Genomic DNA, 22,223 nt, shown 5'->3' with positions numbered 1-22,223 from the left:
AAGCAATCCAGACTGTTCCCGCGGAGAGATTCTGGATTGCTTCGGTTCGCTCGCAATGACGGAAGACGCTAACACCGCGCCACCGCCTCATCGCCCACCATGTCCGGCTGCCGGTCCAGCGCTACCGCGGGCGAGAGCCAGATCACCAGGGCCTGCACGCCGAACACGGCGGCGGCGAGATAAAGGCACGCTTCCGCGCTCCAGAGGCCGCCGACGATCGCTCCCAGTGCCGAGCCGACCGGGCGGGCGCCATAGCTCATGATGTTGATGGCGGAGACGCGGCCCAGGAGGCGCGGCGGCGTCACCGACTGGCGCAACGTCGTGGTCGAGATCACCCACAGGATCGGTCCGACGCCGAGCAGGAAGAAGCTCAAGGCCGCAAGCCAGGGCGAGGGGACCAGCACCGTCAGCGCCATCACCATTGCGGCAACGAAGCCGGTCACGGGGCCGAGGCCGACAACCGTGCCGAACGCGATGCGCTTCATCACGCGCGTGGCGAACAGCGCGCCGATCACCATGCCGACACCGTACATCGTCAGCACGACGCCGATGCCGGCGGCGGTCAGGCCGAGGTGACGCACGGCGTAGGGCACGAACACCGCGATCTGCAGGAACCATCCGGTGTTGAAGATGAACTGGGTGATGAAGACCGGCCGCAGCAGCGGATGGTGAAACACGAAGGCCGCGCCCTCGCGGATGTCCTGAAACGGATGCCGCCGTGGAGCCGGCGTGCGGGCGGGCTCGTAAATGCCGGAGAGCAGCACGACGGCGATCGCGGACAGCGCGGCCGCAAAGCCGAAGGCCGGGCTCGCGCCCCACCACCCCACCAGCGCGCCGCCGAGTGCAGGGCCGCTGGCGAAGGCGATGGTGCGTGCGAGCTCGATCCGCGCATTGGCTGCCGGCAACAGGTCCGAACTCACCAACGAGGGCACCAGCGCCGGCGCGGCCACGCTGTAGACGACGGTGCCGCACACGGCGGCAAAGCCGAGCAGCGCCAGCAGCGACAGATTGAGCGCGCCGAGCGCGAGCAGCAGCACGATCGCTGCAAGGGCCGCGGCCCGCAGCGCCTCGGCGCCCGCCATCAGCGAGCGGCGGGAGATGCGGTCGGCCAGCAGGCCGGCCGGAATGGCGAAGAGGACGAAGGGCAGGGTCAGCGCGGTCTGGAGCAGGCCGGTCTGGCCCTCGGCGACGCCGAGCGTCAGCACCGCGACGATGGGGGCCGCAGCCAGCGCGATCTGTTCGGCCGACTGTGCAGCCAAATTGGACCAGGCGAGGCGGTTGAATGTCTCGGGGAGGCGCGGCGGATTTGACATGGCTCATTTCCTGCAAAGTCGGGTTGGCGCCAGTATCCGCCTCCCGAGGGCGCCAAACCCACCCGCTTCCCGACAGGGGCGACACATATCGACCGCCGAGGCAACGATGCGGCTAGATGCAGTTGCAAATGAGTTGCAATAAGGCTCGACTTCGGTATTCTCGCCCCATGGATGCTCGCTCTCCCGATCTGACCCAAGACGCCGCCGGCTGGCGCTCCGACGCGCCTGCCACCAAGAGCCTGGCCGAGGTGAATGCCACGGTGGCGATCCCGATCGCGGGGGTGTGGTGGCGGCGCCTGCTCGCCTTCGTCGGCCCGGGCTATCTGGTCTCGGTCGGCTACATGGACCCCGGCAATTGGGCGACCGACCTCGCCGGTGGGTCCAAGTTCGGCTACACGCTGCTCTCCGTCATCCTGCTCTCGAATTTGATGGCGATCCTGCTGCAATCGCTGGCGGCGCGGCTCGGCATCGTCACCGACCGTGACCTCGCGCAGGCCTGCCGCGCGACCTATTCGCCGGCGGTGAACTTCATGCTGTGGCTCGCCTGCGAGGCGGCGATCATCGCCTGCGATCTCGCCGAGGTCATCGGCACGGCGATTGCGCTCAAACTCTTGTTCGGCATTCCCCTGATCGGCGGCGCGCTGATCGCTGCGCTGGATGCCTTTTTGCTGCTCATCCTGATGAACCGTGGCTTCCGTTTCCTCGAAGCTTTCGTCATCGCACTGCTCGTCGTGATCGCTGTCTGCTTCACGGTTCAGCTTGCCGCGGCCGCACCGCCGGTGGCCGAGATGCTGAGGGGATTTGTGCCGAAGACCGAGATCTTCACCAACCCCGAAATGCTCTATATCGCGATCGGCATCATCGGCGCAACCGTGATGCCGCATAATCTCTATCTGCATTCCTCGATCGTGCAGACGCGCGCCTATGAGCGCAACGACACCGGCCGGCGCGAGGCGATCAAATGGGCGACAACGGACTCGACCATCGCCCTGATGCTGGCGCTGTTCATCAATGCCGCGATCCTCGTGGTGGCGGCGGCAACCTTCCACAAGAGCGGCCATGCCGACGTCGCCGAGATCGGCCAGGCCTTCGAGCTGCTGTCACCGCTGCTCGGTCTTGGCATCGCCTCGACGCTGTTCGCGGTGGCGCTGCTCGCCTCGGGCCTGAATTCAACGGTGACGGCGACACTCGCCGGCCAGATCGTGATGGAAGGCTTTCTCGATTTACGCCTGCCGAGCTGGGCGCGCCGGTTGCTGACGCGCGGCATCGCGATCGTTCCCGTGATCGTCGTCACCGCGATCTACGGCGAGCGCGGCACGGCGGATCTCCTGGTATTCAGCCAGGTGGTGCTGTCGATGCAGCTGCCTTTCGCCGTGATCCCGCTGGTGCGGTTCGTCTCGGACCGCCGCAAGATGGGCAAGTTCGTAATCCCGGCGTGGGTCGCGGCGATCGCTTGGATCGTTGCCGGCATCATCGTGGTTTTGAACCTGAAGCTGCTCGCGGATACGCTGTTCGGATCGTGATTGTTGCGCGCCCCTGCCCATCAAGTGCTGAGGCCGCAATCACGCACTTGGCTTCTGGCCAAGCGGGCGTCGCGGCCGGTAAGGACTGAGGGGATTGACGTCGAGATCGACAACCTTGACGCATTGTTGGCGCTTGCGATGTCTCGAGCCCGCGTGCCATTTCCCCCTCTGAAGCGCGACCTTCGTCATCTCCGCCAGCTTAAAGCACTTCCAGGCCCCTCCGGGCGCCAAGCCTTTGCTGGAACTGCCGCCAAACTGGAAGGCGAGCGTTCGTTCCTCGCCATCGGTATGGCCCAGTATTGCGGGGCAAACTGAACGCGGGTGCCCTTGATAGAAACAGAGCACCTGCTGGCGCTCGACCATGCCCCGCGCGATCAGATCATAGATACTCGACAAGCAAAACCTCCGGCGCTGGTCCCATCTCGCAGTACGAACTGCCGGCTTATTAGATCGGCGCGCCGATCAATCCTGCGGCTCGGACGCCGCATCGCCTTGCGCGTCGATGCGCAGCCAACCTGACGGCGCGAGGCGCTGCTGCGGCAGGAAGCGGGCCTTGTAGTCCATCTTCTTGGAGCCCTCGATCCAGTAGCCGAGATAGACGTAAGGCAACCCTTGCCGGCGGGCGCGGGCGATGTGGTCGAGGATCATGAAGGTGCCCATCGAGCGGCTGACTTCGCCGGGCTCGAAGAACGAATAGACCATCGACAGGCCGTCGCTGAGCACGTCGGTCAGCGCGACCGCGATCAGCTCTTCGCCCCGGCCGGTGATGCCGCTGTCGGGGCCGCGCTTGCGGTACTCGATGATGCGGGTTTCGACGTGGCTGTCCTCGACCATCATGGCGTAGTCGAGCACGGTCATATCGGCCATGCCGCCGTGGCGGTGACGGGAATCGAGATAGGCGCGGAACACCGAATATTGCTCGGAGGTCGGCACTGCGCTGCGCTGCTCGCCGATGATGTCGGCGTTGCGCGCGATCACCTTGCGGAAGTTGCGGGAGGGGCGGAACTCGTTGGCGATCACCCGGACCGAGACGCAGGCGCGACACTGGTCGCAGGCGGGACGGTAGGCGATCGATTGGCTACGACGGAAGCCGCCATGGGTCAGGAGGTCGTTGAGATCACCGGCGCGCTCACCTACGAGGTGCGTAAACACCTTGCGCTCGTGCCGGCCCGGCAGATAGGGGCAGGGGGAGGGCGCCGTGAGGTAAAATTGTGGGGTATCGCGCGAGTGCTGGGTCAAGGGACGTCGTGGGCCTCCAAAATGTGCATCAGCATCGCGCTACGAAAGCCCCCGGTCAATCGGTCTACTCGGCAGGTCAGGTCGGACAGCATAGCGGGTCCAGGTTGATAGGTTCTTGATCCAGGTTGGTTGATCAGTAGGTCCTTTGATCAGTAGGTCCTGGCGCCTTGAGGCACCGGCGCACGAACGGAATTGTTGATCACGACCGTTCCCAGCACGAAATCGTGCAGCAAGCGCCTGCGGCCGTTGAACAGGCCGACCAGGACCACGAAGGGCGACAGGAACGAGAACGTCACCCAGAACAGCACCGCGTGGGTGGCGCCCAGCACGAAATACCCGGGCGCGCCGTACCAGGTGCGGAGCTCCAGATCCATCACGCGCATTCCGATGGTCGCGGACGACGGACCGCCGATGCAGGCGCCGTAATAGACGATGGCCCAGATCACGGAGGCAGGCCAGGCCAGCCAGAACAGCGCCCAGCCGATGCCGAGCGTGACCACGCCGAACACCGCAATGAAGAGGTAGCCGAGGATCACCGGCACCGAGATCACGACCATGTCGATCAGGAAGGCGAACACCCGTCGCGTCGCAACGCCGCGGAACAGTTCCGGGTGCAGATAGGGATCGTAGGCGTGAGCCGCACCATCACTGCGCCAGGCATTGCCCGAGTCTGAATACGACATGACCGTCCTCCCGAGGGGAAACTCCCGTGGCAGCACATGGGAATAGGCCGTCCGCGTGCCAAGGGTGCCGGGATTAACAAGCCGAAATATTCCGGCGATTCGGGGGCGGCGGTAGCCGCGAGGAGAGGGAGCTGACGCCACAGCAACAGTGTCGTCCCGGCGAAGGCCGGGACCCATAACCACGCAGAGCAGTTTGGCGAAGACTTAGGGGTTGATCGCTTCCCCGGTACCAATACTGCGCGCTCTCGTTGGATCACGCGGTATGGGTCCCGGCCTTCGCCGGGACGACATTGGGGCCTACACCTGCGTCCGCAGCTTCTCCGCGGCCTTCGGTGCAAAGTAGCTCAGCACACCGTCGGCGCCGGCGCGCTTGAACGCGAGCAGGCTCTCCATCATGGCGCGCTCGCCGTCGAGCCAGCCGTTGTTGGCGGCTGCGGCGATCATCGCGTATTCGCCGGACACCTGGTAGGCGAAGGTCGGCATCGCGAACGTGTCCTTCACGCGGCGGACGACGTCGAGATAGGGCATGCCGGGCTTGACCATCACCATGTCGGCGCCCTCGGCGATGTCGAGCTCGACCTCGCGCAGCGCCTCGTCGGTGTTGGCGCTGTCCATCTGGTAGGTGCGCTTGTCGCCGGTGAGCGTCTTGGCCGAGCCAATGGCATCGCGGAACGGGCCGTAGAAGGCGGAAGCGTATTTTGCGGCATAGGCCATGATCTGCACGTCGAGCAGGCCGGTACGATCCAGGCCCTCGCGGATCGCGGCGACGCGGCCGTCCATCATGTCGGAGGGCGCGATGATGTCGCAGCCGGCTTCGGCCTGCACCAGGGCCTGACGCACCAGCACAGCGACCGTCTCGTCATTCAGGATCTTGCCGTCGGAGATCAGGCCGTCATGGCCGTGGCTGGTGAAAGGATCGAGCGCGACGTCGCAGAGAATGCCGATCTCCGGAAACTCCTTCTTGATCGCGCGCACCGCCTGGCAGACCAGATTGTTCGGGTTGGTGGCTTCCGAGCCCTCCTCGTCGCGCAGGGACGGATCGGTGTAGGGAAACAGCGCGAGGCAGGGGATGGTGAGCTTCATCGCGCGTTCGGCGTCGCGCACGGCCTGGTCGACGCTGAGACGCTCGACGCCCGGCATCGAGGCGATCTGCTCGCGCTTGTTGTTGCCGTCGATCAGAAACAGCGGCCAGATCAGATCGTCCGTCGTGAGCACGTTCTCGCGTACCATGCGCCGGGCCCATTCGGCCTTGCGGTTGCGGCGCGGGCGGACGGTCAGATCGAGGGCAGGGGAGGCCGCAGTGCCATCCCGGCGCGAGACCTCGCGCAATTCGATCGGACGTCCGTATTTGATCGCCATCACTCTTCCTCCGGCTGGAATTATTCTTATACCAGCTCGCATGGTTCCCGTCACCGCGGCTTGAGCTGCCGCAAGGCAATGAACTGATTGGGCGCAGCCGATTGATTTTACGGGGCAAAGCAGCCAGAAGGGGGCATGTCCGAGATATCCACCCGCGATGCGGCCCGCGACAGTGCCAGGGACGCCATCCGAGACAATGCCAGAGACAGTGCAATGTCGGTGGCGGCGATCTCGTCGGAGCGGGCTGAGTCCGACGACAATGTCTGGACGCGCCGGCTCGTGCTGTTCCTGCGGGTGATGGCGCTGCTCTCGATCCTCAAGGGCCTTTATCATTGGGCGCAGGTGACGGGCTTCGTCGGCGGCGAGGACGAAGCCTTCGAGAACCAGTCGATGGCCTGGCAGGCCTCGACCATCTACTTCGCCGTGATCGAACTCGTTGCCGCGGTTGGGCTGTGGCTGGCGACGCCCTGGGGCGCCGTGGTGTGGCTGACGACCGTGGTGTCGATGGCGGTGATCGAGCTGATGTTCCCAGGCATCTACGGCGGCAGCCTGATTGTGGTCGGCGTCGAAGCCTTCATGCTGGCCGCCTATCTCGCGCTCGCCTGGATGGCCGCACGCGAACGGCCGCCATAGCAAACTCTCGTGCCCCGGACGCAATGCAGCGCGCCGCACGCGCGGCGTGATGCGTTGCAGAGCCGGGGCCCATTTCTCCGCGATCTCGTCTCTGGCCTTCTGGGTCCCGGCTCTGCGCTCCGCTTCGCTGTGCTGGTCCGGGACACGAGAATGTCGTGCTTGGTTGACGGTTGGTTGCGTAAAATTCGACGTAAGTTTTCGCTAACCAGCGTGTTCCGCCACAGCTCTTACGCGGCCGTTTCGAAACGGGGCGGGGTTGTTCTGGAATGCGACAATCGCGGCGGACGGAGGGTGAACAGGACCTTGCGAGAGTCAACAGACTATTGCGAAAAGTGCTTGTGGCACAGGCTTAATCCGCAATTCACTGTCTTAAATTCATGATCTCTTTATTCTCTTATTTAAGCCGATCTTCAAACGAGCCCCTTAAGTTGCACCTATCAGACGGGACACAAGTTTCGTCGAATGAGTGTCGATAAAAACGACAACAGGGGAAGTGTCATGATGAAAGCCGTCGCAACTGCGGCAGATACCGCAGAGCGCGTCTCCGGCCAGCAGGGTTCGGTGCAGACGCTCTATCTGGAAGCTTTGACTCTGGTGGAGCGGCTGCATCGCCGGCTGCTCGACGTCATCAAGGACGAGTTCGATCGCCGCGGCCGTGCGGACATCAACTCGGTGCAGGCGCTGCTGCTCTACAACATCGGCGACAAGGAGCTGACCGCGGGCGAACTGCGCACGCGCGGTTATTACCTCGGCTCCAACGTCTCCTACAATCTGAAGAAGCTCGTCGAGCTCGGCTTCCTCGATCATCAGCGCTCGCGCGTCGATCGCCGCTCGGTGCGCATCCGCCTGACGCCGCAGGGCCAGGAAGTTCGTCGCATCGTCGACTCGCTCTACCAGAAGCACGTCAAGACGGTCGAGCAGGTCGGCGGCATCTCGGGCGAGGAGTTCTCGACCCTCAACAAGTCGCTGCACCGCCTCGAGCGGTTCTGGACCGACCAGATCCTGTATCGTCTCTGAGCTCTTTCGACGGGATTTGGCCAAGCCGGCCCACAACAAGACCGGCAAGCCTCCCGAACGTGCCTGAGCTTCCCCAAGCGCGCCGGCCCGGCTGTGTCCGGACCGGTGCGTTTTTTCCATTTCGCGGTTGCGAAAAAAATCCCCAGGCGCAGGGAACGAGTTCCCGGTTCGGTGCTTATCCCCTTCGATCGGAGGGCGGACGATGCTGGTCGAGCGTGGCGTGGGGGTGATGAACGTGGAACTCGTGAGCGAGGCCTATGCCATCGCCGCGAACTATCTTCGCCGCTCCGGCGCGATCCGGGACACCCTCGTCACCGACGAACGTCTGCTCGAGATCGTCATCAAGCTGCTCCAGCGCGGCGAATTCAACAAGATCAGGCTGGCCAACAAGGCCATCGTCAGGTTCGAGGCGCAGTCCGAGGCCAAAGCAGTTGCCTGATCTCAACTCCCAAACGCGGCAAGAACCAGAGGGTGCCATGGAAGCTGCCATCGACCGGATCATGCATACCTACGATTTGCTCGCCAACCGCACGTCTGCGGCGAGCGCGGAGGCGCGGGAAAAGGTCACCAACTATCTCAATACGTTGATGGAAGCCGGCGAGAAGGACACCCACAGGTTGACCGTCTGCGGCCTGACATATCTGCGGCAGCTCGACGGCAGCGTGGATCCCGTGAAGGCGGGGTATACCGGCCTGTGAGGGGCCGCTGGCCTCGGCCAGCGGGTCCAGCCGGAAGTTTGAGGCCCAAAGCGGCCTTATTCCTGAGGGTCGAATACGGGGCGATTCCATAGAACCGCCCCGGTGTCGAAAATCTTCGATCCCCACCATATCTTGCATAAATCTCAGGCCCGACCCGCAAACCCTTGGCCTGTTGCGGGCGATGTGGTAGATCGCGCTCGCCGCTTCCGATCGCCACACCAGACCCGCCCGTAGCCCGCCAAAAGGCTGCGGCGGTGGAGATATTCGCAAGATGACCTTCGCCAAAACCGCCTCCGCGCCCGATTCGTTTTTCACCGCCTCGCTCGAGCAGGCTGACCCGGAAATCGCAGCCGCCATCAAGGGCGAGCTCGGCCGCCAGCGTCATGAGGTCGAGCTGATCGCTTCCGAGAACATCGTCAGCCGTGCCGTGCTGGAAGCGCAGGGTTCGGTGATGACCAACAAATATGCCGAAGGCTATCCCGGCGCGCGCTACTACGGCGGTTGTGAGTGGGTCGACGTTGCGGAGAACCTCGCGATCGATCGCGCCAAGAAGCTGTTCGGCGCCAACTTCGCCAACGTGCAGCCGAACTCCGGCAGCCAGATGAACCAGGCGGTGTTTCTGGCGCTGCTTCAGCCGGGCGACACCTTCATGGGCCTCGATCTTGCGGCCGGCGGCCATCTCACCCACGGCTCCCCCGTCAACATGAGCGGCAAATGGTTCAAGGCCGCGCACTACACCGTGCGCCGCGAGGACCAGATCATCGACATGGACGCCGTCGCCAAGCAGGCCGCGGAGGTCAAGCCGAAGCTGATCGTGGCCGGCGGCTCGGCTTATTCGCGCGCCTGGGACTTCAAGCGCTTCCGCGAGATCGCGGACAGCGTCGGTGCGTACCTCCTGGTCGACATGGCGCATTTCGCCGGTCTCGTCGCCGGCGGCGTGCATGCCTCGCCGGTACCGTATGCCCACATCACCACCACCACGACCCACAAATCGCTGCGCGGTCCGCGTGGCGGCCTGATGCTGTGGAATGACGAGGCGCTGACCAAGAAATTTAACTCGGCGATCTTCCCGGGCCTGCAGGGCGGCCCCCTGATGCATGTGATCGCGGCGAAGGCGGTCGCCTTCGCCGAGGCGCTGCGGCCGGACTTCAAGGTCTATGCGAAGAACGTCGTCGAGAACGCCAAGGCGTTGGCCGAGACGATGAAGAGCCACGGCTTCGATATCGTCTCCGGCGGCACCGATAACCATCTGATGCTCGTTGACCTCCGGCCGAAGGGCCTGAAGGGCAATGCTTCGGAGAAGGCGCTGGTCCGCGCCGCCATCACCTGCAACAAGAACGGCATTCCTTTCGATCCCGAGTCGCCGTTCGTCACCTCCGGGATCCGGCTCGGCACCCCGGCTGCGACCACGCGCGGCTTTGGTGTCGCTGAATTCCAGCAGGTCGGCGGCATGATCGCCGAGGTGCTGAACGCGATCGCGCAGTCCGACGACGGCAAGGCGCCGCTGGTGGAAGCCGCGATCAAGGAACGGGTCAAGGCGCTCACCGACCGTTTCCCGATCTATCAGTAAGGCTCAAGAAAACCGATCAAGGTCCACGGATGCGCTGCCCGAACTGCAACAGTCTCGATACGCAGGTGAAGGACTCGCGTCCGACCGAGGACTCTTCCGTGATCCGCAGGCGGCGCGTGTGCGTCGCCTGCAATTTCCGCTTCACCACCTTCGAGCGGGTGCAGCTGCGCGAGCTCACGGTGATCAAGCGCAACGGCCGGCGCGTGCCGTTCGACCGCGACAAGCTGATGCGCTCGGTCTCGATCAGCTTGCGCAAGCGGCAGGTCGAGCCGGAACGGGTGGAGAAGATGGTCTCCACCATCGTGCGCGAGCTCGAGACCGGGGGCGAGGCCGAAATCTCCTCGGAGGTGATCGGCGAGACCGTGATGGAGCATCTGCGCACGCTCGACGACGTCGCCTATGTCCGCTTCGCCTCGGTCTACCGCAATTTCCGCGAGGCCAAGGATTTCGCCGACGTGCTCGGTGAGCTCTCCGGTGAGGAGGAAGCGCGGCTCGCCGCGATCCGCAAATGATCTTCCGCATCCTGGAAGATCAATTCGCGCAAAAGGCGCGCGAGTCCAGGGATGCCGACCGGCGCTTCATGGAGCTTGCGCTGGCGCTCGGCAGGCGCGGGCAGGGACGCACCTGGCCCAATCCCGCCGTCGGCGCCGTCATCGTCAAGGACGGCATGATCGTCGGCCGCGGCTGGACCCAACCGGGCGGACGGCCGCATGGCGAGCCTGAAGCGCTGCGGCGCGCAGGCGAGGCCGCACGCGGCGCCACGCTCTACGTCACGCTGGAGCCGTGCTCGCATTTCGGCAAGTCGCCACCGTGCGCCGACGCAGTGATCGCTGCCGGCATCAAGCGCGTGGTGGCCGCGATCGAGGATCCCAATCCGGAAGTCGCCGGTCAGGGCCATGCGCGCCTGCGCGCCGCCGGCATCATGGTGGATGTGGGTCTGTGCGCGCGCGAAGCCGCCTTCGACCACGCCGGGCATTTCCGCCGCATCAGGGATCACCGCCCGCATGTGATCCTGAAGCTCGCGGTCTCGCCCGACGGCAAGATCGGCGCGGCCGGAGGCAAGCCGGTCGCGATCACTGGCGAGGCAGCGCGCGACCGAGTGCATCTCCTGCGGGCGCAAAGCGACGCCATCCTGGTCGGCATCGGCACGGTGCTGGCGGACGATCCGCAGCTCGACTGCCGCCTGCCGGGCATGGCGGCGCGCTCGCCGGTGCGCGTGGTGCTCGATCAGAGCCTGCGCATTCCCGGCGCGAGCAGGCTCGTGGGCTCCGCGCGCGAGATTCCGCTGTGGGTCATGGGTTCTGAGCTCGCGGAGGCCGCGGCCGCCACGCGGCTCGGTGCTGCCGGCGCGCAGGTGATCCGCGTGCCGCCCGGCAACGCCTCGGGACTCGATCTTGCGGCCGTGCTGCATGCATTGGCCGCCAAGGGCATCACGCGGCTGATGGTCGAGGGCGGCAGCCGCGTTGCGGCGTCCTTTATCGCCGCCGACCTCGTTGACGAGATCTGGCTGTTCCGCGGCGCGGAGGCGGTGGGCACCGACGGGGTGGATGCGCTCGCTGCATTGCCCCTGTCGAAAATCACGCAGTCGCAGGCCTACAAGGTTCATGCTAGCGAAACCTTCGACAAGGATACTCTCACCATCTACGAGCGCGCGTAATGTTCACCGGCATTGTCACCGATATCGGCGAGATCGTCGGCTTCACGCCGACGGCGCAGGGCCAGTTGCACCGGCTGCGCATCGCCTGCCGCTACGACCAGACCACCATTGCGGACGGCGCCTCGATCGCCTGCAACGGCGTCTGCCTGACCGTGGTTGCTTCCGGCGTCGAAGCCGGCAAAGACTCTGCTCAAAGGACCTGGTTCGACGTCGATGCCGCGGCCGAGACGCTGGCGCTGACGACGGCCAAGCACTGGAGGGTCGGCACCAGGCTCAATCTCGAGCGTGCGCTCAAGATCGGCGACGAGCTTGGCGGGCATATCGTCGCCGGCCATGCCGACGGCATCGCGACCCTCGTCAGCCGCGAGGACCTGCCCGACATGGCGCGGTTCGAGCTCTCCACGACCCGGGAGCTGGCGCGGTTCATCGCGACCAAGGGCTCGATCACGCTCGACGGCGTCTCGCTGACGGTTAATACGGTGAAGGACGTGACCTTTTCGGTGCTGATCATTCCGCACACCCTGACGGTCACGACGATCGGCGGCTGGAAGGCGGGGAACGAGGTCAATATCGAGGTCGATCTGATGGCCCGCTACGCGGCGCGGCTGACGGAAATGAAGTGACGGTGATGAAACTTCGTCATGCGCGGGCTTGACCCGCGCATCCATGCTCTTAAGAGGTCCTGACCCAGGGATTGCCGGGTCAAGTCCGGCAATGACACAGTAGGCTTATGATGGCAGACGCGCGGCGCGCACCCCTGAAGGACCAGACCGACATCTCCGGCGCACGCGCGCTGATTGTCGAGGCACGGTTTTATGACGATCTCCAGGACGCCATGCTCGAAGGCGCGGTGGCCGAGCTGAAGGCGGCCGGTCTGACCCACGACGTCATCACGGTTCCCGGCGCACTGGAGATTCCTGCGGCGATCGCCATCGCGGTTGATGCCGCGGCCGCCAATGGCAGGCCCTATGACGCCGCGATCGCGCTCGGCTGCGTGATCCGTGGCGACACCATCCATTTCGAGATCGTCTCGCAGGAATCTTCGCGCGCGCTGATGGATCTGTCGGTGGCGCGAAAGCTGCCGCTCGGCAACGGCATCCTCACCGTCAACACCGAGGCGCAGGCCTGGGCGCGGGCGCGCGCCAGCGAGCTGAACAAGGGCGGCGATGCCGCGCGGGCCGCGATTGCGATGCTGCGCATAAAGCGCCGGCTGGCGCGGGCTTGATCATGGCCGATAACAACAAGAAGCCGCCGGCCGGCACGGAGAAGAAAGCGAACCGGCGCGGTGCGGCGCGGCTCGCAGCCGTGCAGGCGCTGTATCAGATGGATATCGGCGGAGCAGGCATCAACGACATTTTTGCGGAGTTCGAGAGCCACTGGCTCGGCAACGAGGTCGAGGGCGACACATATCTCCCGGCGGAAGCGGCGTTCTTCCGCGATGTCGTCTCCGGTGTCGTGCGCGACCAGAAGAAGCTCGATCCGCTGATCGACGAGGCGCTGTCGAAGGGCTGGCCGTTGAAGCGCATCGAAGCGATCCTGCGCGCGGTGCTGCGGGCAGGGGCCTACGAATTGGAACACCGCAAGGACGTGCCGGGCCGCGTCGTCGTTTCCGAATATGTCGACGTCGCCAATGCCTTCGTCGACCGCGAGGAGACCGGCATGGTCAACGCGGTGCTCGACCAGATCGGCCGGCAGTTTCGCGGTGACGAGTTCGGGCGGGGGTAGTTATGGGATCGTCATTGCGAGGAGCGTAGCGACGAAGCAATCCAGACTGTATCTCCGGAGGCAGTCTGGATTGCTTCGCTTCGCTCGCAATGACGGCGGGGAGATTACGGATCGAGCTAATGACCAGCCCGCACAATCCCTCCCCCGAAGACTCGCTCATCGCGCGCTATTTCAAGCCGCTGGCGACTGATCCCGGCGCGCTGGGGCTGGTGGACGATGCCGCCATCCTGCAGGCACTCGGCGGCGACATCGTCGTCACCACCGACGCGGTGGTGGAGGGCGTGCATTATCTTGCCAGCGATCCGCCCGATACCATCGCGCGCAAGGCGCTGCGGGTGAACCTGTCCGATCTCGCTGCCAAGGGGGCCATGCCGGCCGGGTTCGTGCTGACACTGGCGCTGCGCAGCCAGGAAGACGCCTGGCTCAGGCCGTTCGCGAACGCGCTCGGCGAGGATGCGAAAACCTTCGCCTGTCCGCTGCTCGGCGGCGATACGGTGTCGACGCCGGGGCCGCAGATGATCTCGATCACCGCCTTTGGCCGCGTACCGCAGGGGCGGATGGTCGGCCGCACCGGCGCCAAGCCGGGCGACCGTATCCTGGTCACCGGGACGATTGGCGACGCCGCGCTTGGCCTCGATGTGCTCACGGGCGGCGCGGTGGCGAATGCGCTGGCCTCCGATCCGCACGCGCGCGAGACGCTGATCTCGCGCTATCGCGTGCCGCAGCCGCGCAATGTTCTCGCGCAGGCCGTGCGTGACCATGCGACGGCTGCGATGGATGTCTCCGACGGCCTTGCCGGAGATCTGACCAAGCTCTGTGCGGCATCAGGCGTCTCGGCCACGATCGACGTGATGAGCGTGCCGCTCTCGGCCGCTGCGGCCGGCCTGATCGCGGGCAACGTCGTTTCCCTTGAAACGTTGTTTGCCGGGGGTGACGATTACGAGGTGCTGTGCACCGTTCCGCCGGCGCAAAGCGACGCGCTGATTGCCTTGGGGCGGGCGGCAGGCCTTGCCGTCACGGCCATCGGCACGATCGTCGCGGGCCATGAGCGGCCGCGCTTCCTGGACGGGCAGGGCCAGGAGCTGGTCTTGAAGCGGCTCTCCTACAGCCACTTCTAGGAAATGCTCCAAACCGGCGTCGGGACTCCCAGACCAGCCTAAATACCTGCCGAGATCGGCCTTTTCGGCCTCATCTGGCGTTGCACCCTCAATTTGATTTTGGCAAGGTCGTGACCGACTAGGGCCGCGCCTTCGGGCAAGGGGCGGCCTTTTTCAAATCAAGGCGCCGCACCGCACGACGGAAAAACAAAAGGCGCCGGGGGTACGTTCATCAAGGATCTGAGGCAAAAAATCACATGACAGCATTATGGTTGATTGTGCTCTGCGGAGTGCTTTCCGTCGTCTACGCGATCTGGGCGACGTCTTCGGTGTTGAGCGCGGATGCGGGGTCTCCGCGCATGCAGGAAATCGCGGCAGCGGTGCGCGAAGGCGCACAGGCCTACCTGCGGCGTCAGTACACCACGATCGGGATGGTCGGCATCGTCATCTTCGTGCTGCTTGCCTATTTCCTTGGGCTCTATGTCGCGATCGGTTTTGCCATCGGCGCGATCCTGTCGGGGGCGGCCGGCTTCATCGGCATGAACGTCTCGGTCCGCGCCAATGTGCGCACCGCCCAGGCGGCGACGACGTCGCTCGCAGGTGGTCTCGAGCTTGCCTTCAAGGCGGGTGCGATCACCGGCATGCTGGTTGCGGGTCTCGCGCTGCTCGGCGTGACCCTCTATTTCGGCTTCCTGGTCCATTCGCTGAAGCTTGCGCCTGACAGCCGGGTCGTCATCGACGCCATGGTGGCGCTCGGCTTCGGCGCCTCGCTGATCTCGATCTTCGCCCGTCTCGGCGGCGGCATCTTCACCAAGGGTGCGGACGTCGGCGGCGACCTCGTCGGCAAGGTCGAGGCCGGCATTCCCGAGGACGATCCGCGCAACCCGGCCACCATCGCCGACAACGTGGGCGACAATGTCGGCGACTGCGCCGGCATGGCCGCCGACCTGTTCGAAACCTATGCGGTGACCGCGGTCGCCACCATGGTCCTGGCGGCGATCTTCTTCGCCAAGACGCCGATCCTCGCCGACATGATGACGTTGCCGCTCGCCATCGGCGGCATCTGCATCATCACCTCGATCATCGGCACCTTCTTCGTGAAGCTGGGACCGAGCCAGTCGATCATGGGCGCGCTGTACAAGGGTCTGATCGCAACCGGCGTCCTGTCGCTGGTCGGCATCGCCGGCGTGATCTATTACCTGATCGGCTTCGGCAAGCTCGCCGGCGTCGATTATACCGGCATGGCGCTGTTCGAGTGCGGCGTGGTCGGCCTCGCCGTCACCGCGCTGATCATCTGGATCACCGAATACTACACCGGCACCGACTATCGTCCGGTGAAGTCGATCGCCCAGGCCTCGGTGACCGGCCACGGCACCAACGTGATCCAGGGCCTCGCCATCTCGATGGAATCGACCGCGCTTCCCGCGATCGTCATCATCGCCGGCATCCTGGTCACCCACAGCCTCGCCGGCCTGTTCGGCATCGCGATCGCGACCGCCACGATGCTTGCGCTCGCCGGCATGGTCGTCGCGCTCGACGCGTTCGGCCCAGTGACCGACAACGCGGGCGGCATTGCCGAGATGGCGGGCCTGCCGAAGGAGGTTCGCAAGTCGACCGACGCGCTCGATGCGGTCGGCAACACCACCAAGGCGGTGACCAAGGGCTACGCGATCGGCTCCGCCGGTCTCGGCGCCCTGGTGCTGTTCGCGGCCTACAATGAGGATCTCAAGTTCTTCATTGCGGACTCCGCGCACCACGCCTACTTCGCCGGCGTCAAACCGGACTTCTCGCTCAACAACCCCTACGTCGTGGTGGGCCTGTTGTTCGGCGGTCTCTTGCCGTATCTGTTCGGCGCGATGGGCATGACCGCCGTGGGCCGCGCGGCGAGCGCGATCGTCGAGGAGGTCCGCCGCCAATTCCGCGAGAAGCCGGGCATCATGCAAGGCACCGACAAGCCGGATTACGGCAAGGCGGTCGACCTTTTGACCAAGGCGGCGATCAAGGAAATGATCATCCCCTCGCTGCTTCCGGTGCTGTCACCGATCTTCGTCTACTTCGTGATCTATGCGATCGCGGGGGGCGGGGCGGCCGGCAAGTCGGCGGCGTTCTCGGCCGTGGGCGCGATGCTGCTCGGCGTGATCGTGACGGGCCTGTTCGTCGCGATCTCCATGACCTCGGGCGGCGGCGCTTGGGACAACGCCAAGAAGTACATCGAGGACGGTCATTTCGGCGGCAAGGGCAGTGACGCCCACAAGGCGGCCGTGACCGGCGACACGGTCGGCGATCCCTACAAGGACACGGCAGGTCCCGCGGTGAACCCGATGATCAAGATTACGAACATCGTGGCGCTGCTGCTGCTCGCGGTGCTCGCGCACTGAGGAGCGTCGGCCCGAAACACAAAACCCCGCGGCGAAAGCCGCGGGGTTTTTGTTTGGTGGGTTGGACGCCCTCACCACGTCATTGCGAGGAGCTCTCGCGACGACGCAATCCAGGGTCGTTCCACTAAGGAATTCTGGATTGCTTCGCTTCCGCCGTCGCTCTTCGAGCTATGGCGGACAAGTCGCTCGCAATGACGGAAGTAGCGCCTACTGCACGTCCATCTGCAGCCCTTCCTTCTGGATGATGCCGGCGAACTTCTTCGTCTCGGCGTCCACGAAGGCGGCAAACTGGTCGGGCGTACCGTAGTCGGCACGGGCGCCCATGGCCATGATGTTCTTCTTGATGTCGTCGCGCTCGAGCATCGCCTTCACTTGAAGGTTGAGCGCTTCGAGAACGGCGGGCTGCACACCCTTCGGCAGGAACACCGAGAACCACGACGAGACGTCGAAAGCCGCAAGCTCCGGCGCGCTCTCGCGCATGGTCGGCAGGTTCGGTGCGAGGTCGCTGCGCTCCGTCGTGGTGACGCAAAGGCCGGTGAGGGTGCCGTTCTGCACCTGCGGCAGGCTCGGATAGAGATTGTCGAACAGGATCTGGATGTCGCCTGCGAGCGCCGCCTGGAGCGCGGGACCGGCGCCGCGGAACGGGATATGCGTCATCTTCAGCCCGGTGAGCTGCAGGAACCAGGCGCCGGTGAGGTGAGGGCTCTGGCCGACTCCGGAGGAGGCGTAGCTGAGCTTGTCCGGATTGGCCTTGAGATACGCGACCAGCTCGGCGATCGACTTGATGCCGGTCTTGGGATGCGCCGAGACGATGTTCGGGATCCGGATCATGTTGGAGACCGGCTGGAGCTGGTCCGGCTTGTAGGTGAGGTTCTTGAAGATGCTGTAGGCGATCGCGTTCGGGCCGGGATTGCCGATCAGGATGGTATGACCGTCCGGCTTGGCGCGGACCACCTCGGCGGTGCCGATCGTGCCGCCGCCGCCGGAGCGGTTTTCCACCACGGCCGATTGGCCCCAGGCGGTCTGCAGATGCGCGGCCAGAAGCCGACCCATCACGTCGGTCGAACCGCCGGCGGCTGCCGGCACGACGAGGCGGACGTTTTCGGTGGGCTTCCAGTCCGCCAGGCTCGATCGCGGCAGGATCGCTGCGGCCGAGATGGCGGCAGCGCCGGTGAGCACGCGACGGCGGGACAGCAATTTATTGGGCACGAATCCACTCCCTGCATCTTGTTTTGCAGGAGCGTATGGAAGCGGATGCGCAACGGCAAGCCGCACGAAGCCGCAGGCTCAGTTAAAGCTGAGTAGCTTGAAGATCGGCGTGAGGTAGCTCATCTCCTGGCCCGACGTCGGAGTGGTCCGGCTGATGAAGTCGAAGATCTTGCCGTCCTGGAGGCCGTAATTCGCAAGCCGGCGCACGCGTCGGTTCTTGTCGAAATAGACCGCGATGACGCGCTGGTCGACCACCCTCTGGTTCATGAAGGCGACCATGCGCTCGGAGCGCTGCGAGATGTAATAGAACACCTCGCCGTCGAGGGTTGCGACCGTGGAGGGGGTGCCCATCACGATCAGCACCTGGTCCTGGCTCGCACCGATCGGGATCTGCTCGAGCGCGTTGGGCGGCAGGATATAGCCCTTCTGGAACTGCTCGCCGGTGCAGCCCGCAAGCGCAGCACCAACCAGGGCCGCAGCCGCGAACAGGCGCAAGCCGCGCCAACGTGCTTGAAGGCCGCGCCGCTTGTTTGCACGCAGGCTGGTCTGGTTCGTTATCGTCATAGCGGAACTGATTCCGTCCCCTTGCGTCGCGCGAGGCGCTGAAGTACCGGGCGGAGGCTCTGAATGCAACACGCGCGCGCCCGCTTGCGGAAACCACAATGCTTTGGCCGTTCAATCACTTCAGGAAACCCCGCCTAGCCTCGCCGGGCACCATTGAAGCCATCTATGGCATGATCGTGACGCAGGCGCGAGAACCCATATTTTACCGCGACTTGGGCGTGCCGGATACCGTTAACGGGCGTTTCGATCTGTTGCTGCTGCACCTCTGGCTGTTGCTGCGCCGCCTGCGCACGGTCCAGAGCGCCACCGAGCTGTCGCAGGCGCTGTTCGACCGCTTCTGCGAGGACATGGACGACAATCTGCGCGAGATGGGGATAGGCGACCAGACCGTGCCGAAGCGGATGCGGGCCTTCGGCGAGGCGTTTTACGGCCGGGTCCAGGCTTACGATCAGGCCATGGAAAGCGGCGGCGAGGCGCTGGCATCGGCAATCTGCAAGAATATCTTGAATGGGGCCGGCATGGACCAGGCGCAGCGGCTCGCGGCCTATGCCAGGGCTGCCGAGGCCGACCTCGGCCGCACCGGCGAGGCCGCACTGCTGGGTGCGTCCTTCAAGTTTCCCCCAGCGCTCCCTGAGGATGTCACGCCATGAGCCGACCGATACCAGCATCCGGGCCCGATCCCTGGCGGGTGCCCGTCATCGTTGCACAGATCCCGGACACCGGCCTGCATCGCAAGCTCGAGGCCTCGGCCGCCGAGCGGCAAGCCATGGCCGAGACGGCAGGTTTGCGCGAGGTTGTCTCGGTCCAGGCCGATTTCGATATCGTGCCGAAAAGCGGCGACCGGATCCAGGTCACGGGGCACGTCCGCGCCAGGATCGGCCAGACCTGTGTGGTCACGCTTGACCCCATGGAGAGCGAGATCGACGAGGAGGTGGACCTGATATTTGCCCCCGAGGCCGAGGTCCGCCGCCTGGCCGATCTGATGGAGGAGGGCAAGGACGATCAGGAGCAGGTCGCCGACCCGCCGGAGGCGATCGTCAATGGGATCATCGACCTCGGCCGGCTCGCCACCGACGCTCTGTTCCTGGCGGTCGATCCCTATCCGCGGAAGCCGGGGGTAGTGTTTGAGCCCGAGGTCTTCGCCCCCGATCCGGAGGACCATCCCTTTGCGGTCCTGAAGGCACTCCAGGACAGAAAGAAGGACAAATAGGCGCCGTCTTCCCCGGAGGACCGCTTTGCTACGGGGCGTGAGGTGTTTGCGATGATGGTTTGAAGGGTCAAATTATCTATTTGAGTTTCATGTATTTCTTGTGAATTAGTCCGTCCGCAGCCCGATGTTCCAGAATGCAAAAGGCTGGGGGCAAGAGGTTGTTTCGGGGTAACAAAACGCTATTGTCGCGCCCCGGTCCGGGTGCGGCGTGGCGCTTGACCGACCGCCATGTTCGTGGCGAACCCATTTGCGGCCCCGCTCGTTCAAGACCGCACCAGACCAGGTTTCCAGGACTTTTATGCCAAGCAAGGTTCGCATCGCGCTTGACGCCATGGGGGGCGACGCCGGCGCCGCCGTGGTCATTCCAGGCGCCGCCATCTCGCTCCAGAGGCATCGCGAGATCGAATTCCTGCTGATCGGGGACCGCGCCAAGATCGAGCCCGAGCTCGACCGCCACCCCGCGCTGAAGGCCGCGTCGAAGATCATCCATACCGATGTCGCGGTCAGCGGGGAGGACAAGCCGAGCCAGGCGCTGCGACGCGGCCGCAGGACCTCCTCGATGTGGCTTGCCATCGATGCGGTGAAAAAGGGCGAGGCGGATGTTGCGGTGTCCGCCGGGAATACCGGCGCGCTGATGGCGATGTCGCGCTTCCACCTGCGCACGCTGCCGGGCATCGACCGTCCCGCCATCGCCGGCATGTGGCCGACCAGGCGCGGCGATTCCGTCGTTCTCGACCTCGGCGCCAGCATCGGCGGCGATACGCACCATCTGGTGTCGCTCGCCATCATGGGCGCAGCGATGGCCAGCGTGTTGTTCAACAAGACGCGTCCCACGGTCGGCCTGCTCAATATCGGGGTCGAGGAGATCAAGGGGCACGAGGAGATTCGCGAGGCCGGCGAAATCCTGCGCGCCAGGAACCTGCCCGAGCTCGACTATGTCGGCTTCGTCGAGGGCGACGGCATCGGCAAGGGGGTCGCGGACGTCATCGTGACCGAAGGCTACGCCGGCAACATCGCTTTGAAGGCCGCGGAGGGAACCGCGCGGCAGATGGCGGAATTGCTCCGCAACGAGATGAAGCGGGGCTGGCTGTCAAAGCTCGGCTATCTCTTTGCGCGCAACGCCTTTCAGGCCCTGCGCAACAAGATGGATCCGAACAAATCCAACGGCGGCGTGTTGCTGGGGTTGAACGGGATCGTGGTCAAGAGCCATGGCGGAATCAGCTCCGAAGGCTTTGCCTATGCGATCGATGTTGGCTATGAGATGGTCAAATTCGATCTCCTCAACAAGATCAATCAGATGCTCAACCGCGAAGGTGGTGCACTCAATTCCGTGCAGGCCGCGCAGGAGGCTGTTTCGTGACTCAAATTCGTTCGGTCGTGCTGGGCTGCGGCTCTTATTTGCCGGAGCAGGTGGTGACCAACGCCCAATTGGCGGCGCGCATTGACACGTCCGACGAGTGGATCGTGCAGCGCACCGGCATTCGCGAGCGGCATATCGCAGCCGAGGGCGAGTTCACCTCGCATCTGGCGCTCAAGGCCGCGCAGGCTGCGCTCGCCGATGCCGGCGTGGACGCGCAGTCGATCGACCTGATCGTGCTCGCGACCTCGACGCCTGACAACACCTTCCCCGCGAGCGCGGTCGCCGTGCAGCACGGACTCGGCATCAACCATGGCGCCGCCTTCGACCTTCAGGCGGTGTGCTCGGGCTTCGTGTTCGGGCTCGCCACCGCCGATAATTTCCTGCGCACGGGCGCCTTCAAGCGCGCGCTGGTGATCGGGGCGGAAACCTTCTCGCGCATCCTCGACTGGACCGATCGCGGCACCTGCGTGCTGTTCGGCGACGGCGCCGGCGCGGTGGTGCTGGAGGCGCAGGAGCAGCCGGGCAATGCCGCGACCGACCGCGGGATCGTGACCACGCATCTGCGCTCCGACGGCCGCCACAAGGCGAAGCTGTTCGTCGACGGCGGCCCGTCCTCGACCCAGACTGTCGGCCATCTGCGCATGGAGGGCCGCGAGGTCTTCAAGCACGCGGTCGGCATGATCACCGACGTGATCGTCGACGCCTTCAAGGCGACCGGGCTCAATGCCGATAGCATCGACTGGTTCGTGCCGCACCAGGCCAACAAGCGAATCATCGACGCGTCCGCGCACAAGCTCCATATCGCGCCGGAGAAGGTGGTGCTGACGGTGGACCTTCACGGCAACACCTCGGCGGCCTCGATCCCGCTGGCGCTGTCGGTGGCGCGCAAGGACGGCCGCATCAAGCGTGGCGACCTGGTTCTGCTCGAAGCCATGGGCGGCGGCTTCACCTGGGGCTCCGCGCTGGTGCGCTGGTAAGCCACAGTCGA

General features: G+C 64.9%; 24 protein-coding genes. 17 read left to right on the top strand and 7 right to left on the bottom strand.

The window, feature by feature from the left end:
• Nucleotides 1-68: 68 nt before the first annotated feature.
• Nucleotides 69-1,313: an MFS transporter gene (locus tag GWG67_RS04035; protein WP_275167867.1), complete on the bottom strand. Its 1,245-nt coding sequence runs from the start codon at nucleotides 1,311-1,313 to the stop codon at nucleotides 69-71.
• Between the two features lie 167 nt (nucleotides 1,314-1,480).
• Here GWG67_RS04035 and GWG67_RS04030 point away from each other — a divergent pair, with 167 nt between their 5' ends.
• On the top strand, nucleotides 1,481-2,836 hold the full coding sequence (locus GWG67_RS04030; protein WP_275167866.1) for an Nramp family divalent metal transporter: 1,356 nt from the start codon (nucleotides 1,481-1,483) through the stop codon (nucleotides 2,834-2,836).
• A 39-nt stretch (nucleotides 2,837-2,875) separates the two neighbouring features.
• Here GWG67_RS04030 and GWG67_RS04025 read toward each other — a convergent pair whose 3' ends face one another.
• The 4 genes from GWG67_RS04025 to hemB form a co-directional block, all read right to left on the bottom strand.
• Nucleotides 2,876-3,232, bottom strand: coding sequence for a hypothetical protein (locus GWG67_RS04025; RefSeq protein ID WP_275167865.1), 357 nt, complete (start codon nucleotides 3,230-3,232; stop codon nucleotides 2,876-2,878).
• A 66-nt stretch (nucleotides 3,233-3,298) separates the two neighbouring features.
• Nucleotides 3,299-4,075 (bottom strand): arginyltransferase, encoded by a 777-nt coding sequence (locus GWG67_RS04020; protein ID WP_007603416.1) that lies wholly within the window; start codon nucleotides 4,073-4,075, stop codon nucleotides 3,299-3,301.
• Between the two features lie 149 nt (nucleotides 4,076-4,224).
• Complete coding sequence (locus tag GWG67_RS04015) at nucleotides 4,225-4,758, bottom strand: RDD family protein (protein ID WP_275167864.1); 534 nt, start codon at nucleotides 4,756-4,758, stop codon at nucleotides 4,225-4,227.
• Between the two features lie 297 nt (nucleotides 4,759-5,055).
• Nucleotides 5,056-6,117 carry a porphobilinogen synthase gene (gene hemB / locus GWG67_RS04010; RefSeq protein WP_275167863.1) on the bottom strand — a complete coding sequence of 354 codons (1,062 nt, stop codon included), beginning with the start codon at nucleotides 6,115-6,117 and terminating at the stop codon, nucleotides 5,056-5,058.
• 135 nt (nucleotides 6,118-6,252) lie between these two features.
• Between hemB and GWG67_RS04005 the strand changes: the two genes are divergently transcribed.
• The 12 genes from GWG67_RS04005 to GWG67_RS03950 all read left to right on the top strand — a co-directional run bounded on the left by GWG67_RS04005 (nucleotide 6,253) and on the right by GWG67_RS03950 (nucleotide 16,892).
• Complete coding sequence (locus GWG67_RS04005; RefSeq protein WP_275167862.1) at nucleotides 6,253-6,750, top strand: DUF6163 family protein; 498 nt, start codon at nucleotides 6,253-6,255, stop codon at nucleotides 6,748-6,750.
• 498 nt (nucleotides 6,751-7,248) lie between these two features.
• Nucleotides 7,249-7,767, top strand: a complete 519-nt coding sequence (locus GWG67_RS04000; protein WP_007603420.1) for a transcriptional regulator LdtR — start codon at nucleotides 7,249-7,251, stop codon at nucleotides 7,765-7,767.
• Between the two features lie 202 nt (nucleotides 7,768-7,969).
• Entirely contained in the window at nucleotides 7,970-8,206 is a 237-nt protein-coding gene (locus GWG67_RS03995; protein ID WP_275167861.1) for a hypothetical protein, read from the top strand.
• 37 nt (nucleotides 8,207-8,243) lie between these two features.
• A complete protein-coding gene (locus GWG67_RS03990; protein ID WP_007603423.1) occupies nucleotides 8,244-8,465 on the top strand; it encodes a hypothetical protein in 222 nt (73 codons plus the stop codon).
• Between the two features lie 271 nt (nucleotides 8,466-8,736).
• Nucleotides 8,737-10,035, top strand: a complete 1,299-nt coding sequence (gene glyA / locus GWG67_RS03985) for a serine hydroxymethyltransferase (protein WP_275167860.1) — start codon at nucleotides 8,737-8,739, stop codon at nucleotides 10,033-10,035.
• Nucleotides 10,036-10,064: 29 nt separating this feature from the next.
• Nucleotides 10,065-10,547, top strand: a complete 483-nt coding sequence (nrdR, locus tag GWG67_RS03980) for a transcriptional regulator NrdR (RefSeq protein ID WP_007603426.1) — start codon at nucleotides 10,065-10,067, stop codon at nucleotides 10,545-10,547.
• Nucleotides 10,544-11,692 carry a bifunctional diaminohydroxyphosphoribosylaminopyrimidine deaminase/5-amino-6-(5-phosphoribosylamino)uracil reductase RibD gene (gene ribD, locus GWG67_RS03975; RefSeq protein WP_275167859.1) on the top strand — a complete coding sequence of 383 codons (1,149 nt, stop codon included), beginning with the start codon at nucleotides 10,544-10,546 and terminating at the stop codon, nucleotides 11,690-11,692. The genes nrdR and ribD overlap by 4 nt, the downstream gene beginning before the upstream one ends.
• Nucleotides 11,692-12,315: a riboflavin synthase gene (locus GWG67_RS03970; protein WP_275167858.1), complete on the top strand. Its 624-nt coding sequence runs from the start codon at nucleotides 11,692-11,694 to the stop codon at nucleotides 12,313-12,315. The genes ribD and GWG67_RS03970 overlap by 1 nt, the downstream gene beginning before the upstream one ends.
• A 110-nt stretch (nucleotides 12,316-12,425) precedes the next feature.
• Nucleotides 12,426-12,917, top strand: a complete 492-nt coding sequence (ribH, locus tag GWG67_RS03965) for a 6,7-dimethyl-8-ribityllumazine synthase (protein ID WP_275168397.1) — start codon at nucleotides 12,426-12,428, stop codon at nucleotides 12,915-12,917.
• A 2-nt stretch (nucleotides 12,918-12,919) separates the two neighbouring features.
• Nucleotides 12,920-13,417, top strand: coding sequence for a transcription antitermination factor NusB (gene nusB, locus GWG67_RS03960; protein ID WP_007611091.1), 498 nt, complete (start codon nucleotides 12,920-12,922; stop codon nucleotides 13,415-13,417).
• Between the two features lie 119 nt (nucleotides 13,418-13,536).
• Nucleotides 13,537-14,535: a thiamine-phosphate kinase gene (thiL, locus tag GWG67_RS03955; protein ID WP_275167857.1), complete on the top strand. Its 999-nt coding sequence runs from the start codon at nucleotides 13,537-13,539 to the stop codon at nucleotides 14,533-14,535.
• Nucleotides 14,536-14,771: 236 nt separating this feature from the next.
• A complete protein-coding gene (locus tag GWG67_RS03950) occupies nucleotides 14,772-16,892 on the top strand; it encodes a sodium-translocating pyrophosphatase (protein ID WP_275167856.1) in 2,121 nt (706 codons plus the stop codon).
• Between the two features lie 207 nt (nucleotides 16,893-17,099).
• Here the strand turns inward: GWG67_RS03950 and GWG67_RS03945 are convergent, their stop codons facing one another.
• A complete protein-coding gene (locus tag GWG67_RS03945; RefSeq protein ID WP_275167855.1) occupies nucleotides 17,100-18,101 on the bottom strand; it encodes a tripartite tricarboxylate transporter substrate binding protein in 1,002 nt (333 codons plus the stop codon).
• 78 nt (nucleotides 18,102-18,179) lie between these two features.
• Nucleotides 18,180-18,665: an outer membrane protein assembly factor BamE gene (locus GWG67_RS03940; RefSeq protein WP_275167854.1), complete on the bottom strand. Its 486-nt coding sequence runs from the start codon at nucleotides 18,663-18,665 to the stop codon at nucleotides 18,180-18,182.
• Nucleotides 18,666-18,763: 98 nt separating this feature from the next.
• On the opposite strand from GWG67_RS03940, the gene GWG67_RS03935 reads away from it, so the two are divergent.
• The 4 genes from GWG67_RS03935 to GWG67_RS03920 all read left to right on the top strand — a co-directional run bounded on the left by GWG67_RS03935 (nucleotide 18,764) and on the right by GWG67_RS03920 (nucleotide 22,212).
• Nucleotides 18,764-19,315, top strand: a complete 552-nt coding sequence (locus tag GWG67_RS03935) for a ubiquinol-cytochrome C chaperone family protein (protein ID WP_275167853.1) — start codon at nucleotides 18,764-18,766, stop codon at nucleotides 19,313-19,315.
• Entirely contained in the window at nucleotides 19,312-19,875 is a 564-nt protein-coding gene (locus GWG67_RS03930; protein WP_275167852.1) for a DUF177 domain-containing protein, read from the top strand. Before GWG67_RS03935 ends, GWG67_RS03930 begins: the two co-directional genes overlap by 4 nt.
• A 298-nt stretch (nucleotides 19,876-20,173) precedes the next feature.
• Nucleotides 20,174-21,235: a phosphate acyltransferase PlsX gene (gene plsX / locus GWG67_RS03925; protein WP_275167851.1), complete on the top strand. Its 1,062-nt coding sequence runs from the start codon at nucleotides 20,174-20,176 to the stop codon at nucleotides 21,233-21,235.
• Nucleotides 21,232-22,212 carry a beta-ketoacyl-ACP synthase III gene (locus tag GWG67_RS03920; protein WP_026233249.1) on the top strand — a complete coding sequence of 327 codons (981 nt, stop codon included), beginning with the start codon at nucleotides 21,232-21,234 and terminating at the stop codon, nucleotides 22,210-22,212. Before plsX ends, GWG67_RS03920 begins: the two co-directional genes overlap by 4 nt.
• The last annotated feature ends 11 nt before the right edge of the window (nucleotides 22,213-22,223 follow it).

Origin of the sequence: Bradyrhizobium sp. CSS354, assembly GCF_029051725.1 — a bacterium.
Taxonomy (GTDB): domain Bacteria; phylum Pseudomonadota; class Alphaproteobacteria; order Rhizobiales; family Xanthobacteraceae; genus Bradyrhizobium.
This window is presented reverse-complemented; position numbering and strand designations above follow the sequence as displayed.

What these genes read in the sequence shown, in the direction of transcription:
- GWG67_RS04005 (WP_275167862.1), top strand. Translation starts at nt 6,253, where the DNA reads ATGTCCGAGATATCCACCCGCGATGCGGCCCGCGACAGTGCCAGGGAC.
- ribD (WP_275167859.1), top strand. Translation starts at nt 10,544, where the DNA reads ATGATCTTCCGCATCCTGGAAGATCAATTCGCGCAAAAGGCGCGCGAG.
- GWG67_RS03970 (WP_275167858.1), top strand. Translation starts at nt 11,692, where the DNA reads ATGTTCACCGGCATTGTCACCGATATCGGCGAGATCGTCGGCTTCACG.
- GWG67_RS03995 (WP_275167861.1), top strand. Translation starts at nt 7,970, where the DNA reads ATGCTGGTCGAGCGTGGCGTGGGGGTGATGAACGTGGAACTCGTGAGC.
- GWG67_RS03935 (WP_275167853.1), top strand. Translation starts at nt 18,764, where the DNA reads ATGCTTTGGCCGTTCAATCACTTCAGGAAACCCCGCCTAGCCTCGCCG.
- nusB (WP_007611091.1), top strand. Translation starts at nt 12,920, where the DNA reads ATGGCCGATAACAACAAGAAGCCGCCGGCCGGCACGGAGAAGAAAGCG.
- GWG67_RS04030 (WP_275167866.1), top strand. Translation starts at nt 1,481, where the DNA reads ATGGATGCTCGCTCTCCCGATCTGACCCAAGACGCCGCCGGCTGGCGC.
- plsX (WP_275167851.1), top strand. Translation starts at nt 20,174, where the DNA reads ATGCCAAGCAAGGTTCGCATCGCGCTTGACGCCATGGGGGGCGACGCC.
- GWG67_RS03940 (WP_275167854.1), bottom strand. Translation starts at nt 18,665, where the DNA reads ATGACGATAACGAACCAGACCAGCCTGCGTGCAAACAAGCGGCGCGGC.
- thiL (WP_275167857.1), top strand. Translation starts at nt 13,537, where the DNA reads ATGACCAGCCCGCACAATCCCTCCCCCGAAGACTCGCTCATCGCGCGC.
- GWG67_RS04035 (WP_275167867.1), bottom strand. Translation starts at nt 1,313, where the DNA reads ATGTCAAATCCGCCGCGCCTCCCCGAGACATTCAACCGCCTCGCCTGG.
- nrdR (WP_007603426.1), top strand. Translation starts at nt 10,065, where the DNA reads ATGCGCTGCCCGAACTGCAACAGTCTCGATACGCAGGTGAAGGACTCG.
- hemB (WP_275167863.1), bottom strand. Translation starts at nt 6,117, where the DNA reads ATGGCGATCAAATACGGACGTCCGATCGAATTGCGCGAGGTCTCGCGC.
- GWG67_RS03950 (WP_275167856.1), top strand. Translation starts at nt 14,772, where the DNA reads ATGACAGCATTATGGTTGATTGTGCTCTGCGGAGTGCTTTCCGTCGTC.
- ribH (WP_275168397.1), top strand. Translation starts at nt 12,426, where the DNA reads ATGGCAGACGCGCGGCGCGCACCCCTGAAGGACCAGACCGACATCTCC.
- glyA (WP_275167860.1), top strand. Translation starts at nt 8,737, where the DNA reads ATGACCTTCGCCAAAACCGCCTCCGCGCCCGATTCGTTTTTCACCGCC.
- GWG67_RS03990 (WP_007603423.1), top strand. Translation starts at nt 8,244, where the DNA reads ATGGAAGCTGCCATCGACCGGATCATGCATACCTACGATTTGCTCGCC.
- GWG67_RS04000 (WP_007603420.1), top strand. Translation starts at nt 7,249, where the DNA reads ATGATGAAAGCCGTCGCAACTGCGGCAGATACCGCAGAGCGCGTCTCC.
- GWG67_RS03930 (WP_275167852.1), top strand. Translation starts at nt 19,312, where the DNA reads ATGAGCCGACCGATACCAGCATCCGGGCCCGATCCCTGGCGGGTGCCC.
- GWG67_RS04015 (WP_275167864.1), bottom strand. Translation starts at nt 4,758, where the DNA reads ATGTCGTATTCAGACTCGGGCAATGCCTGGCGCAGTGATGGTGCGGCT.